The sequence below is a fragment of the Thermaurantiacus tibetensis genome, from assembly GCF_015354055.1.
Taxonomy (GTDB): domain Bacteria; phylum Pseudomonadota; class Alphaproteobacteria; order Sphingomonadales; family Sphingomonadaceae; genus Thermaurantiacus; species Thermaurantiacus tibetensis.
In genome coordinates, this window is the sequence record NZ_JACHTM010000007.1 from 1 (window position 1) to 12,966 (window position 12,966).

Consider the following 12,966-nt stretch of genomic DNA (forward strand, 5'->3'; position numbering starts at 1 on the left):
ATTCGGCGAGCGCCTGCCCCAGCGGCCCTGCCTCCCCGCCGTTGCGGTCCACCAGTGTAGCGGGACAGGAGGTTTGAGAAAATGGGACAGGAGGTTTGAGAAAAAATTTCGGCCCTGCACGGGGTGTCGTGGGACAAGGTTGACAGCGCCCTCAGGCGCTCGTGAGGCGCTCCTGAGCAGCGCCTAAAGCCAGTGCCGCAGGCGGAACTCCCAGGAGCTCTTGTCTGCCTGGCGGCGCTCGTAGAAATCGAGCCCCGTCAGCGTGCCGTAGTGGATGCGCTCCTGCAGGCCAGTGGTGGCTGCCGCATCCTCGACGTAGAGCAGCGGCTGCCCTTCCCCCCGGTTCATCTGCAGCGCCCACAGCTGGCGGAGCTCGGCGTCGGACAGGAGCGACCACCGCCACCTCACCTCGGGCACGCACGCCCGGCGCCACGTCGCCCGCTCGCCGCCATCCAGCGTCTGTACCTCGGAAAGATCGACCACGCGGCGGCCCGTTCCCCAGTCTGCACCGGGGCCGGTTCCGGCGTTCATGGGCTGGATCCTGCCTCCGATCGCGAGCACACCGGCCGAGAAAACCTGCGGACCGGCAGTGAGGTCCTGCAGCACGATGCGGACGTAGCGCGCCGTCACGGGCGACGGCGCCACGTGCAGCGCGTGCAGCCGGGTCGCGCCGATGGTCGAGGGAAGCGATGCCGGCACCAGCGGCGACAGGATTGGCGTTGCATCGGCCTCGCCGGCCACGCCTGGGCCGAAGTTCCCCTGGGCTGCTGTTCGCGACCAGATCCGCCACGTCAGCGCCGGTGCGCCCGCGTGGTAGAGCAGCGCAAACGTGTCGAGACCGATGTCGCCACCCATGTCGACCGTGATCCGCGCGGCCCATGGGCCATCGAAGGACCGCCGCCATACGATCTTGGGCTGCGGGTCGGCGAGGTTCGTCACCGGAAATCCGGCGTCGGCCGGCGGCGGGTCGGTAAAGGCGAGGAACTGGCGCGGCTGGAGAAGGAAGCTCACAGCAGCACCTCTCCCTCGATCTCGGTCAGCCCGCGGTTGCGGTCGACTCGCGCGCGCACGACGAGCAGGTCGCGCGCGCCCGTCAGCCCCAGCCGGCCGTTGTAGGGCACTCTCACCGTCGATCCCTCGAGATCGAGGTGGACGCCGGCGATCACCACCGCGTCGCGCGCGCGGACCTCGTCGAGCTGCGCGAGCTGCCGTGCGGCCTCGGCCGCCGCGTCCGTATCGAAGCGGAGACATGACGACTGGCGCGTATCCAGCGCGTCCTCGCCCCAGCGGGTGCCGATGGTGACGTTCTCGGCAATCGCGAAACGCTCGGCTGTCTTCAGGAACTCGGCACGGGCAACGGGTGCGCTCACGGTTCGCGCTCCTTCTTCTGGTGCGCAGGATCGGCCTCATACTCGGGCGCGGGGTAGAGGTGGCGCACGATCTGCGACCGGTGTGTCGCGAGCAACATGACGATGGGCGAGAGGCTCGCGGCGGCCTGCGGCGCTTCGAACAGCAGCCACACCGTGCCGGCCATCCCGCCGGCAATCAGGAGATCGGTGCCGAGGAGGGCGAGCCGGTGAAGCGAGGTCATGCCCAGAGCCTCCGGAAGCGGGCCTTGCGCGCGAGCCGGTCGTCGAGCCCGGCAAGGCCGCCGTTGATCCGCCGCGTGATCGCCTCGCTCATCCCCCAGTCGGCGAGCGGGTTCAGCTTGTGCCGCGTCCAGAACCACGCCGCCACCCGAACCGCCACCTCGGGCTCTGCCACGAGGTCGGGCTCGTCCTCGAGCGGCAGGCCGAGCGCGCGGCCGGCTTCGGCATAGTTCGCGCGGCCCGTCAGCTGGATGATGCCGCGCCCACGGAAGCGCCAGCCATCGCCAGGGTGCACGTTCCCCAGCCTCCTGCCGTAGACGTGGTTGGCGAGCCGCTCGGGGGCGCGCACGAACGGGCGCGCGGAAGCTTCCGTCGGGAAGCGGGTGGGCCACACGGCCCTGATCCGTGCCGCACTTGTGTAGATGAGGCTCTCGGCGAGCCGGGTGAAGCCCTGGCTCTCATGCGCCATTTCGCCCAGGAACTCGGTCAGCCGGAGCGGGTTGGCGTCGATCCCGGCGGGGCCGAGGTAGTGAGCGGCAGCCGCCAGTGGTTCCGCCAGGGCGCCGGCGCCCATGTGCCGGAAGATCGCCGCCCAGGTGACGGGCCCGAAGGCGCCGTCGACAGGCACCTGAAGGCGGCTCTGAATGGTGCGCTTCAGGCTCATCATCGGCCCCTCAGTCGGCGTCGACCGGGGGCTGAAAGGCCAGGATCTGCGCCGCACGCTCGGCCGTGATGAGCCCGAGGCCTTGCAGCAGCGCCACCCCCTGCACGTGAAGCGGATCGCTCGCGCGGATGGGCCGGCGCATGAACCGGAGCGCGAGCACCAGCCCGATGACCTGCGGCACGCCGCAGGTCAGGATCGCCGCCCGCTCTTCCGCCGTGAACAGCCCATAGATGCCATCGGCGTCGAGCCGCGGCACGTCCATGAAGGTACGCGACGCAGGCTGCCACTCGGTCAGCGGGTCGCCGCCTTCGGCCGAGGCGGGGATCTCGGCAGCCGCCTCGCCCTCGGCGAGGTCTGGCTGCGGCGCATCCGTGCGCCTGAGCTCCTCGCCGGTGTCAAGGCTATAGACCAGCCACCTCATACCGCCAGTACCGAGACATTGGCATCGCGGGTGCCGGGGTCCCCGCTCTCGATGATGAGCGTGCCGCGCACGCGGTAGGGCCGCTGTGCCCCAGTGGAATTGGTGATCGTCACGCTATGCAACGGGGTGCCGGGCTCGCCCACGTTGAAGGGGGCACTCGCCCCGTTCGAGGTCGTCCAACCTCCACCAACTTCGCCATACTCGATCTGCACCCGGACCGAGCCGGGCGAGACGGGAGAGGGATAGAGCCCCATCCCGCGCGCGATGCGGCTTTCCCCCGGCTGGAGCGTGAAGGTCATCTCGCCCGAGACGCTCTCGGTGAGGTAACGCCAGTCACCGGTATTGGCGGCGGTAATGGCCTCGTGCCTGACCGGCACGCCCCAGCTGTAGTCAGACCCGCCTGATGGCCGCTCGCCGGTCGATGCCCACATCGGGTCCGCGCTCGACGGCACGTCACCTGTGGTGCCGTACCAGCCCGACGGCACGCCGCTCGACGGCGAGGGGGTTGAGGGCTGCGTGCCGGACCGCCGGAAGATGATCCGCGTGGAGACCCCCGTTGCTCCAGTCGGCCCGGTCGGGCCCTGCGGCCCCTGCGGGCCCTGCGGGCCGGTGGCGCCGTCGATGCCCTCGATCCTGACCGGCGTTTCCCACACCCAGTCGAGCGCCGGCGAGGCGCGGGTGCCGAAGGAGGTCCAGATGGTGCCGGCGCCCGAAGGCACGTCGGCGATCGACGAGTACCAGCCGGAAGGCACGCCGCTCGACGGCGAGGGCGTTGCCGGCTGCGAGGTCGCCCGCCGGAAGATCGCGTCCACCGCCGAGCCGTCCTCGAAGGCGCGGGCAGGTGTGCTCCAGTCAGGCACATCGCTGCCGCCCGGCGTGTTGGTGACCGCCACGCCACGCGAGACCCACACCGGGTCGGACCCGCTCGGGATCGAGACCGACCAGCCCGAGGGTGCCGTCAGCGTCGCGGTCGAGAAGTCGAAGCTTCCGCCGGAAGGCGTCGCCGGCTGGCTCGACGCCCGCCGGTAGACGTTCACTTCCGCAACCGAAGTGCCGTGCTGGCCGGGCACGCCCTGCGGCCCCTGCGGGCCCTGCGGGCCGGTGGCGCCGTCGATGCCCTCGATCCTGACCGGCGTTTCCCACACCCAGTCGAGCGCCGGCGAGGCGCGGGTGCCGAAGGAGGTCCAGATGGTGCCGGCGCCCGAAGGCACGTCGGCGATCGACGAGTACCAGCCGGAAGGCACGCCGCTCGACGGCGAGGGCGTTGCCGGCTGCGAGGTCGCCCGCCGGAAGATCGCGTCCACCGCCGAGCCGTCCTCGAAGGCGCGGGCAGGTGTGCTCCAGTCAGGCACATCGCTGCCGCCCGGCGTGTTGGTGACCGCCACGCCACGCGAGACCCACACCGGGTCGGACCCGCTCGGGATCGAGACCGACCAGCCCGAGGGTGCCGTCAGCGTCGCGGTCGAGAAGTCGAAGCTTCCGCCGGAAGGCGTCGCCGGCTGGCTCGACGCCCGCCGGTAGACGTTCACTTCCGCAACCGAAGTGCCGTGCTGGCCGGGCACGCCCTGCGGCCCCTGCGGGCCCTGCGGGCCGGTGGCGCCAGGCGCGCCGTCCTCGATCGCGCGGGTCGGCGCGGCCCAGCTGGGCGTCGCGACCCCCGTTGGACCGCTGATGCTCGCCTGCCCTCGCGAAGCATAGGCCGGGTTGCCGTCTGTCGCCGGGATCGAGGCGGACCAGCCCGTCGGCGGCGTCAGCACGCCGGTGCCGAAGTCGAAGCTGCCGCCCGATGGCGTACCCGGCGGTGTCGCGCTGCGGCGCCAGATCAGGAGCTCGGCCACGCTGGTGCCGTCCATGCCGGCCAGCACTGCGGCCGCAATCTCGCCCTCGCCATGCACGCGGTTGTTGCGCGCCCACCCGACCGCGCGCCGTCGCGTCGGCATCACGGTGCCGCGCCGCTCGATCGAGACAAGATCCGCCTCCGAAAGCGTCAGCACCGGGGCCGCATGGGCCAGCCGGCCAAGTGCGATCTGACCCAGAGAAGTGAGCCGCCAGTAGCCGCCGAGGCCGGCAACCAGCTGGTCGAGCGCGGTGGCGACCGTCCGCTCGTCGTCCACGTAGAGCCCGCACTCGGCGGGGTAGAGCGCGTTGAATGCCGCAACCGTCCCCGGCGCAAACGCGAGCGACGTGCGGGCCGAGACCAGGAGTGCTGCGATGTCTGCCGCCCGCACCGTGGCCGTCGAAAGATCGGCCGTGAAGGGGTAGTTGGGCCGCGTCCACGGACGCGCGAGCACCAGCCCGGCCGCGTCCAGGCACCAGTCAACCGTGCCGTCGGCCGGTGTGTTCGCCTGGAGTGCCGCGAGCGAGACGCGCGCCACGCCGTTCGCGTAGGGCTGGCCGCCATCGTAGAAGCCCTGCTGGCTCGTGGCCGGGTTCCCGAGAAACAGCCAGATGTTGTTGGCGCGGTCCACGAGATAGCCCGGCACCGAAAGCAGCCGACCCTGACCTACCGGCACCGGGCGGCCGCGCAGGTCGATCGTGTCGGCGCCGTCGAGAAGCGGCACGCCCGTGGTACCAAACAGACGGTTGATCACCGGGCGGGTCAGCTCCCGCCCCGAGTCGATCAAGGTGAGCACGGCCTCGCCGCGCTCCACCTCGATCGCCTCCACCCGGAAGGGCTGCGGCGGCCCGAAGGCAGCATCCGCCGGGTCGCCGCGGTCTGGCAGCGGCGCGGTGCGCAGCGTACCGGCCGCGTTCTTCCACACCAGTGCCGGCCAGTTGCGCCCTTCGTGTGCCAGCCGCAGCCGGCCCACCTGCGGCACCGCGCCCTGGCCGAAGTTGCGGCCGTCGAACCCGAGGTCGGTTTCCGTCTCCGGCAGGGCGACGACGCCGGGCCGCCACTGCTGGCCGAGGAAATCGGCGCGCTCGCGCGCGTTGTGGCAGAAGCGCAGCACCTCCTCGCCGCCATCCGCGGGCCGCCGGGGTCGCAGCTCCACGAGCGTGACCAGGCTCACACCGGCACCCGCTGGAAGAGCCCCGCCAGGTCGAAGCCGCCAACGCCGCCAGGGCCGACCGCGCCGATCCGCTGCAGCTCGGCAAGCATGGCCTGCGAGAGAGCCACCTGGTCGTCGAGGCTGGCGTTCGCTTCGGCGAGTTTCTCCACCGTCTGCCGCTGCGCCTCCAGGCTGGCCTCCGCGATGCGCCGCTCGGTCTGCTGCACAATGCGCTCCAGCGTGGAGATCGCCTCGCCACGGATGCCGGCGAACCCGCCGGCGGTGCCGAAGGCCTCGCGCGCCACGTCGAGCTGCTGTTCGATGATCCGCGCGAGCGCATCGGCGACGCTCAAGTCACCGGCGTCGAAGAGGCGCTGCAGCCGCTCGCGTTCCGCTCCTGCCGCGCGCAGCCGGTCGAGCGGCGAGCCCTCGGCACGGCTGCCGAAGCGCAGCTCGTTCAGGAGGTCGCGGGCCGAGCGCACGGTCTGGGCCAGCGTCTGCTCGACAAGGCGCTTGCGTTCCTCGCCGTTCAGCCGCTCGATCTCGACGAGATCGAAGCCATAGTCGCGTGCCACCTTGAGGCGCTCGCGCGCCTGCCGCTCGAAATCGCGGAAGGGCTGCAGGAAGGGGTTGTCGCGCGCTGCGAGCAGCTGCTCGAGCTCCTGCACCTTGAGCGCCTCGGCGAGCGCCCGGTTCACGTCCGAGGCGTAGCGCCTGAGCGCCGCCTGGACGGCGGTGGAGACACCCGTGATGGCGCCGTCGCGCAGCGCATCGGCCAGCGCGGCCGCGAGCGCCTGGTCGGCCGAGCCGAAGCTCATGACGCCCGCGCCCCTGGTCAGGTTCCGTCCCGAGGGGTCCACGGTGAAGCGGTCGTTCCTGACCCCCACCGTCACGGCGAACTGGCCGATCGAGGCGCCGAGCTGCTCGGCGATTCGTGCGAGCGACTGCGCAAAGGCGCCGGCGATGTCTTCGGCCGCAGCGCGGCGGTCGGCGCTGTTCCCGCCAGTCGGGCCGACCACCACATCCCCGCCCGCGCCCGTCAGCGTCACCTTGCCCCGCTGCGAGGGCTTGAAGAGCGAGGCGACGACCTTCCCGATCGAAACGGCCGACGCGACCGCCGCGCCGATGGGCCCGGCCGCGGCACCGAGCGACGTCGCACCCGAGGCCAGCCCCTTGAGCGCTGCGCCAGCCGCCTTGAAGATCCCTGACACACCCTTGATGATCGAGCCGGCATTCCCGATGAGGCCGATGATGCCGCCGGCGCGCCCCGCGCCCGAGAAATCCCCGGTGGCGACACCTTCGGCAAGCCCGGCCAGCTGCGACAGCGTGCGCCCGGCGCGCCCGCCGATCGCGGCGCCGATGGCGCCGGCCTGGCGAAGCATCTCGCGGCTGGCCTCGCGCGCCTGCTGCGCGCCAAGCTGGCGCGCCTCTTCCAGCCGGTCGGCGGCCGACCTGCGCGCCTCGATTCCGCCCACCGCCTCGCGCAGCGGATCGTCAGCGAAGGTGAAGCCGCGCTGGCGCCGCTGGCCGATCTCGAAGGCCTCGATGAGGCTCGAGGGGATCACGCGCTGGAGCGCGGCCCCTGCCTCGCGCGCAGCGCGCGCGAGCGCCTCATACTGGCGCACCCGCTCGGCCTCGGCGCGCGCAGCCTCGCGCGCAGCAGTGGCTGCCCGCCGGGCTGCTTCCTGCGCGGCCGCTCCTGCTGCGCGGGCGGCGGCCGCCCCCGCCTCCTGCGCGCGCTTCGCGCGGTCTACCGCGGCGGCCACCTGCTCCTGCACGCGCAGCACGGCCTGGAGGCCCGCGATCTCGGTCTCGACGGCCGCCAGCTCCTGACGGGCGAGGATCCGGGCCTGCACCCCCCGCCGGCCACCAGTCGCTGGCCCTTCGGCGCGGGTCTGGAGCGCCGCGGCGCGGCCCTCGAGCCGCGCGAGCTCGATCTGGACCAGGCCGATGTCCTCGGCGCGCTGCTGCCCGGCCGAGAGCTTGCGCTCGGCGAGCCGGTCGAGCGCGGCGGACAGCGCATTGACTCCGTCCTCCGCAGTGCGCGTCCGTTCGAGGAAGGCGGAGAGCGCCAGCCCGCCAGCCAGCAGCGCCGCGCCCCACGGGCCGGCGAGGAAGGCGCCCACGCGGCCCAGACCGCCGCCGAACTGGGACAGGGCAAAGGCCACCTGCCCGCCCTGCTGGGCGAAGATCTGGAGCGGCCTGACGCCGGCGGAAGCCTGAGCCGCCACGTCGGAGATCTGGAAGCCCAGCTGCTGGTAGGCCGCCCGCGTGCTCCCGGCGGCCGAAGTCAGCTGCCGCGCCGCCGCCGCTGCGGCCTGACCCTGCCGCTCGAGCGCAGCCACCGTCTGCCGGCTGGCAGCAGTCGCCGTGGTGGCGCTCTCGCGCATCGCCTCCGTGGTGCGCTTCAGCTCGTCCCTGGTGAGCCTGAGCGGGCTGACCGCGCGCGACGCATCCACCTCGACCCGGGCGCGGACGTCGAGCTGGCCGGTCATCGCACGCTGCCACGCAGGTGGGTGGCCACGGTCTTCAGCGCCTCGGCTTCCATGTCGCGGAGATCAAGGAAGCGCTGGCGGTCGAGCGGAATCCCAAGCAGATCGGCGGTGGGCCGGATGGCCTGGTAGTCGAGGCCGGCGAGGATGCCGGTCTGGCCCGCCGTGCGCCACTGGGTGCCGAGCGCAAGGAACAGGCAGGCCGAAAGCCCTTCGTCGGCCTCGTCCAGCTCGAGTGGCGCGGCTTCCGCCTCAGGCAGCTTCGCGAGCTCCCGAGCGATGGTGGCCTCGTCCGCGCTCGCGTCCACAAGCGCCTGCCTCACGCTGGCGGCAAAGCCGGGGTGGCGGCGGTCGGTCCGGCCGCCGCCTGCCCACCAGCGGGCGACGGCGCGGAGTTTTTTTCCCGCACCTCGGGCTGGGCCGCGTGAAAAGCGCAGAAGGCGCGGACGAACGCCGGCGCAAAGCCGGGGAAGTCGAGCAGACGCTCTGCCGCCTCGGCCGAGAAGGAGACCGGGGCGCCAGCCTCGTCCACCACATCCTCCCAGCCCCGCACCACGCGGTCGAAGAGCGCGCGCAGCTGGGCGCGAGCGGCCTCCTCTCCCTCCACCGGCGCGAACAGCCGCTCGAACTCCGCCTGCCCCACGCGCTCGAAGCGGAGCCTCGCCACCTCCTCGCGGACCTCGCCGTCCTCCCCCACCACCGGCACCCGCACCGGCCAGGGGGCCACCACGGTCTTGACCAGCCGGAACATCCGCCGCCTCCCCTAGCGGGTCACGATCGTGAGCTCGTTGCCGGCGGCGCTCGGCACGAAGTCGATGGGCGCGTTCATGAAGAGGCGGTTCTGCTCGACCGAATAGGTCGCCCGCCCCAGCACGGCGCGCGCCGAGCTGATCTCGACGATGTTGCCGGCGGTGAGCCCGTGGACCAGGCTGAACGAAAGCTCCGTGCGCGGCAGGATGTCGGCGAAGAAGTTGCGCGCCGCCGGGTCCGGCAGCTCGAACACCGCCTCGCCGGTGACAGCCCGCCGGTCGCCGGTCTCGTCCTTCCCGAAGACGACGGCGCGGGTCCCGGTGGTCGAGAAATACTCCACCTTGTTGCCGAGGCTGATCGAAAGACGGCGCACGCCGAGCGTGAAGCCGCCAAGCTGGATCACGGTGTTGAGCAGCGACACTTCCTGCGGCACCGGGACAGTGGGGAGCGTGACGGTGCCGGGCGTGCCCGCGTCCATGGGCGAGCTCCCCTCGATGACGCCGGTGAACTCCCAGTCGATCCGGGGATAGCTCCTTTCCTCGAAGACGAAGGTGGCGGTGCCGCGCGCCCCGCGGCTGCGGTGGCGCGCGTTCGCCCCCTTGAAGGCGGCGATCGAGAGCGAGCCGCCCTGGGAGCTGTCGAGCGGGTAGGCCACGCGCGCCGGGCCGGTCAGCACCTGCGGCGCTGCGACCAGGCAGCCGCGCAGCAGGGTGGCCCAGAAGGCCGGCACATTGCCCGTGCCCGAGCCCGCGAGCTCGGTCGAGAAGCTGTGGCGCTGGCGGATCGCGGTGTAGAGCGACGGGTTGACGCCGGGGAAACCGCGCTCGACCTGCCGCCGCACCTCCTCCGACTCCATCGGCGTCACCTCGTGGTTGAACACGAGCATCGCGTCTGCCGTGCCGACAGGGTTCGCCCAGGCGCCGTAGGTCGCCTCGGCCTTGGCCAGCAGAACGGTGGTATCAAGCACGGACATCCTGGTCCTCCTTCGTGGCGCGGCGCCCCTTCAGCCGCGCGGCCTCGGCCGCGCGAAGCGGGCCCGACTGCGGCAGCCCGTCCGCCCCCAGGAGCGCCATATCGCGACGCCGGTGCACACCCGTGCCGGTCACCACGTGAACCTCGGGGTCGAACCATTCGGGCATGTCTTGGCGCTCCATCATCCGCTCCTCACGAGACGATCAGGCGCAGCCGCCTGACTGCGCGGAAGCGCAGGATCCGCGTCACCCGGCCGCCGTCGAGCCCGAGCAGCTGCCCGCCCTGGTAGGCAAGCGGCCGTTCGAGGCCAGGGATCGCGGCGGCAAACAGTCGCGAGACCACGGCCTCGGCCAGGTCCTCGAGCGCGCGCTCGGCTGCGCCTCGGCGCGCGGCGTCGCCACCCACCACCACGACAACGGCGATGGTCGCGGTCTCGACCTGTTCGAAGATCTGGCTGCCCTGCGCGGCATCCTGGGTGGTTGAGCCCTCCTCCAGCACGAAGGCGGCCGGCAGTGCGACCGTCGGCTCGGTCGCGAGCTGGGCGAGCGCCAGCGCGCCATCTACCCGCTTGAACGGACCTTCGCGCAGGAGCGCGATCACGGCCTCGACCGTGCTCATGTCTGGCCTCCGAGCGCCCGGGCGATGTGGCGGGCGAGGATCTGCGGGATCTCCTGCCGCTCCACTGCGCCGAAGCCGAGGAACGGCCTGGCCGGCATGCTGACTGCCCGGCGCGGGCCGGCGGGCGTCTTCAGCGCGCGGCCGCGGCGCGGCCGGATGGTGCCCCCGAACTGGTGGATGGCGGCGTAGATGATGTTGGTGCCGACTTCCGCGCTGGTCGCCGTCGCGCGCTGGGTGATCGATTCGAGAAGCCTGCGGGTGTCGACCAGCGTCCGGCCGCCTTCCTCGCGCGCGCGCCGGCTCGGTAACCAGGGCGCGCCGGAGGGCGCCTGGCCGTCGGCAAACCGGTCGCGCACGGCCTCTTCCATGACGCCCGCGATCGCCTCCATTGCCGGCGTGAAGTCCACCGCCGACCGGAGCGCCCGGTCGATCGCCGCCGTCAGCTCGGCGCCCTCGATGGTGAAACGGATCTCCATCAGTAGCTCCGCAGGCGCAGGCGCCCGAACACGCGCTCCGCGGGCCTGACCACCACGGGCGCCGGAGACGCGGCAGAAGGCGCCGCGGCGCCGGCCAGCACGGCCTTGCCGGCCGCGAGATCCTTGAGGATCGCGCGCGCGGCATCACGCTTCTGGGCGACGCCATCCGGAAGCTCGCCGCGATAGAGCCGGGCGAGCGCCAGGTCGAAGACGAGCGCCGGCACCGGCGGCGGCGCAGGCGGGGCCAGCGGCACCGCGTAGCGCACGGCGAGATAGCTGTTCACTTCCGCCTCGGCGTCGAGAAGCGCTGCATCGAGGCGCCGGGCGTCGATCGCGCCGGCACCGGCCTCGTCAGTCAGCCGCACCGCCTCGTCGATGCCGGTCCGCGCGACGAAATCCTCGATGGTGAGATACTGCGCCGCCGACGCGCCCGCCGCGCGGAAGGCGAGGTCGAGGACGAGGATCTCGGCCTCGCTCTCGTAGCGGTGCCCGGCCGCGTCCTCGACCAGCACGTCCACTGCATAGAGCTCGCCCGCCGTGCCTCCGGACAGCAGCAGCTCCGCCTCGGTCGTGCTGACCGAGCTGCTCTCGATCACCAGCGGCAGCACTTCCGGCACGCGGCCGGCCGCGGTGACGCTGCTCGACACCAGCGAGACGAGCGGCACGCCGGCCGGCATCCCGAACGCGAAGCGCTGGATCTTCCGCTCGGCAGGCTGCTTGATGACAGGCGTGACCGTCGCCGGCATCGCCAGCACCTCCTCAGCTCTGCCCCGGCCCGGCCGCCTGCCTTACCTTGCGGATCACCGTGCGGCCCTGTCCCCGGGGAGTCATTGCGTCATCTGCGGCCCCTGCTCCGGGATCACCGCGAAATCCGGGTCCGCCTCGAAGGCGGCGAGCTGCGCAGGCGAAAGATCCGCCAGCGGCAGCGTGCGCTGCTGGCCGGCCACCCACGGCATGCCGCCGCGCCAGCGCGAGGCCCTGGCAAGAATGGTGACGATGCGCTCGGCGAGCACGGCTGCCGCCACCTCTGCCGCGGCGCCGGCTGCCGCCTTCGCCGTCGCACGGGCAGCGCGCCCGAGGCCCCGCTCCGTCATGCCAGCCACGAGGAGACGAGCAGCTCGGCGGTGCCGCGCCACTCGTTCGTCTCGCCCCCGGCACCCAGCTCGGAGAGCAGGATCTTCCGCGCCGCGCCCTCGTTCGCCGGCCCGCACACGAGCAGGTTGGCAGTGAGCCCGAGCGGCCGGCCATAGTCGCCCTTCATGCTCGCGATCGCCTGGCGGGCCGCCTGGTAATTGGTGGGCGTGAGCGGCGCGCGGGACCCGAAGGCCGTCTGCCAGAAGCCGTAGCCCACGACGTGCCGGCCGTGGCTGCCGTAGAGATATTCGCGGCGCATGAAGACGGGTTCGTCGACGGGCGCATCCAGGCGTGTGAAGTCGAAGGCCTTGCGCGTCTGCAGGATGACGGGCAGCACCGGGCCGTTCGTCGCCAGGAGGAACCAGGGCTCGCCCGAGCCCGCCTGCACGTTCGATACCAGGAGCGGGTTGCCGTTGGCGTCGAGGACCGGGTGGTCGGTGTCGAAGAAGAACTGCCCGTCGTAGCAGGGGGTCGAGAACCCCTGCTTCAGCGCCTCGTAGCAGTCGGCCGGCGCCTTCTTGGCGACCGTGCGGCCCATGATGCGGAACCGCGGCCCGTAGACGCCGTAGCGGTCGTCCTCGATCAAATTCCGGTCGACCGCCACGGTGTGCTCGTAGTCGCGGTTCGTCAGCCGGTAGGCGTTCTGCTTCATCCGGTGGATGTGCCGGTCGCCCACCCACTCGCGCACCGAGGGGAGCTCGCCGAGCCAGCCATATTCCTCGGTCGAGGTCTGCGAGGGGATCACCTCGGTAAAGCGCAGATAGCTCTCGTCGGCGGCCGCCTCCAGGCCCTCCTGGAAGCTCGCCTTGAAGCCCGTGAAGAGCGTCTGAAGGTTCGCGGAATTGACGATCATGGATGCC

Annotated in this window: 16 protein-coding genes; all 16 read right to left on the minus strand. The window is 72.1% G+C overall.

What is annotated here, in order from left to right:
• Nucleotides 1-183: 183 nt before the first annotated feature.
• Complete coding sequence (locus H3H34_RS12905) at nt 184-1,011, minus strand: hypothetical protein (protein WP_194745712.1); 828 nt, start codon at nt 1,009-1,011, stop codon at nt 184-186.
• The gene (locus H3H34_RS12910) at nt 1,008-1,370 is read right to left on the minus strand and encodes a hypothetical protein (RefSeq protein WP_194745713.1); all 363 of its coding nucleotides are present in this window, start codon (nt 1,368-1,370) and stop codon (nt 1,008-1,010) included. The genes H3H34_RS12905 and H3H34_RS12910 overlap by 4 nt, the downstream gene beginning before the upstream one ends.
• Complete coding sequence (locus tag H3H34_RS12915; RefSeq protein WP_194745714.1) at nt 1,367-1,591, minus strand: hypothetical protein; 225 nt, start codon at nt 1,589-1,591, stop codon at nt 1,367-1,369. Before H3H34_RS12915 ends, H3H34_RS12910 begins: the two co-directional genes overlap by 4 nt.
• The gene (locus tag H3H34_RS12920; RefSeq protein ID WP_194745715.1) at nt 1,588-2,253 is read right to left on the minus strand and encodes a glycoside hydrolase family 19 protein; all 666 of its coding nucleotides are present in this window, start codon (nt 2,251-2,253) and stop codon (nt 1,588-1,590) included. The genes H3H34_RS12915 and H3H34_RS12920 overlap by 4 nt, the downstream gene beginning before the upstream one ends.
• A 10-nt stretch (nt 2,254-2,263) precedes the next feature.
• Nucleotides 2,264-2,674: a hypothetical protein gene (locus H3H34_RS12925; RefSeq protein ID WP_194745716.1), complete on the minus strand. Its 411-nt coding sequence runs from the start codon at nt 2,672-2,674 to the stop codon at nt 2,264-2,266.
• A complete protein-coding gene (locus H3H34_RS12930; RefSeq protein ID WP_194745717.1) occupies nt 2,671-5,667 on the minus strand; it encodes a hypothetical protein in 2,997 nt (998 codons plus the stop codon). The genes H3H34_RS12925 and H3H34_RS12930 overlap by 4 nt, the downstream gene beginning before the upstream one ends.
• Nucleotides 5,668-5,681: 14 nt before the next feature.
• Complete coding sequence (locus H3H34_RS12935; protein WP_194745718.1) at nt 5,682-8,159, minus strand: phage tail length tape measure family protein; 2,478 nt, start codon at nt 8,157-8,159, stop codon at nt 5,682-5,684.
• Nucleotides 8,156-8,479 (minus strand): DUF1799 domain-containing protein, encoded by a 324-nt coding sequence (locus tag H3H34_RS14060; protein WP_194745719.1) that lies wholly within the window; start codon nt 8,477-8,479, stop codon nt 8,156-8,158. Before H3H34_RS14060 ends, H3H34_RS12935 begins: the two co-directional genes overlap by 4 nt.
• Complete coding sequence (locus H3H34_RS12945) at nt 8,476-8,907, minus strand: hypothetical protein (RefSeq protein WP_194745720.1); 432 nt, start codon at nt 8,905-8,907, stop codon at nt 8,476-8,478. Before H3H34_RS12945 ends, H3H34_RS14060 begins: the two co-directional genes overlap by 4 nt.
• Nucleotides 8,908-8,919: 12 nt before the next feature.
• Nucleotides 8,920-9,879 (minus strand): phage tail tube protein, encoded by a 960-nt coding sequence (locus H3H34_RS12950; protein WP_194745721.1) that lies wholly within the window; start codon nt 9,877-9,879, stop codon nt 8,920-8,922.
• On the minus strand, nt 9,866-10,060 hold the full coding sequence (locus H3H34_RS12955; RefSeq protein ID WP_194745722.1) for a hypothetical protein: 195 nt from the start codon (nt 10,058-10,060) through the stop codon (nt 9,866-9,868). Before H3H34_RS12955 ends, H3H34_RS12950 begins: the two co-directional genes overlap by 14 nt.
• A gap of 10 nt (nt 10,061-10,070) precedes the next feature.
• Nucleotides 10,071-10,496, minus strand: coding sequence for a phage tail terminator protein (locus H3H34_RS12960; protein WP_194745723.1), 426 nt, complete (start codon nt 10,494-10,496; stop codon nt 10,071-10,073).
• Nucleotides 10,493-10,972, minus strand: a complete 480-nt coding sequence (locus tag H3H34_RS12965) for a phage virion morphogenesis protein (RefSeq protein ID WP_194745724.1) — start codon at nt 10,970-10,972, stop codon at nt 10,493-10,495. Before H3H34_RS12965 ends, H3H34_RS12960 begins: the two co-directional genes overlap by 4 nt.
• Complete coding sequence (locus tag H3H34_RS12970) at nt 10,972-11,718, minus strand: phage protein Gp36 family protein (RefSeq protein ID WP_194745725.1); 747 nt, start codon at nt 11,716-11,718, stop codon at nt 10,972-10,974. The genes H3H34_RS12965 and H3H34_RS12970 overlap by 1 nt, the downstream gene beginning before the upstream one ends.
• A gap of 81 nt (nt 11,719-11,799) precedes the next feature.
• Complete coding sequence (locus tag H3H34_RS12975) at nt 11,800-12,066, minus strand: hypothetical protein (RefSeq protein ID WP_194745726.1); 267 nt, start codon at nt 12,064-12,066, stop codon at nt 11,800-11,802.
• Entirely contained in the window at nt 12,063-12,959 is an 897-nt protein-coding gene (locus tag H3H34_RS12980) for a Mu-like prophage major head subunit gpT family protein (protein WP_194745727.1), read from the minus strand. Before H3H34_RS12980 ends, H3H34_RS12975 begins: the two co-directional genes overlap by 4 nt.
• Nucleotides 12,960-12,966: the final 7 nt, after the last annotated feature.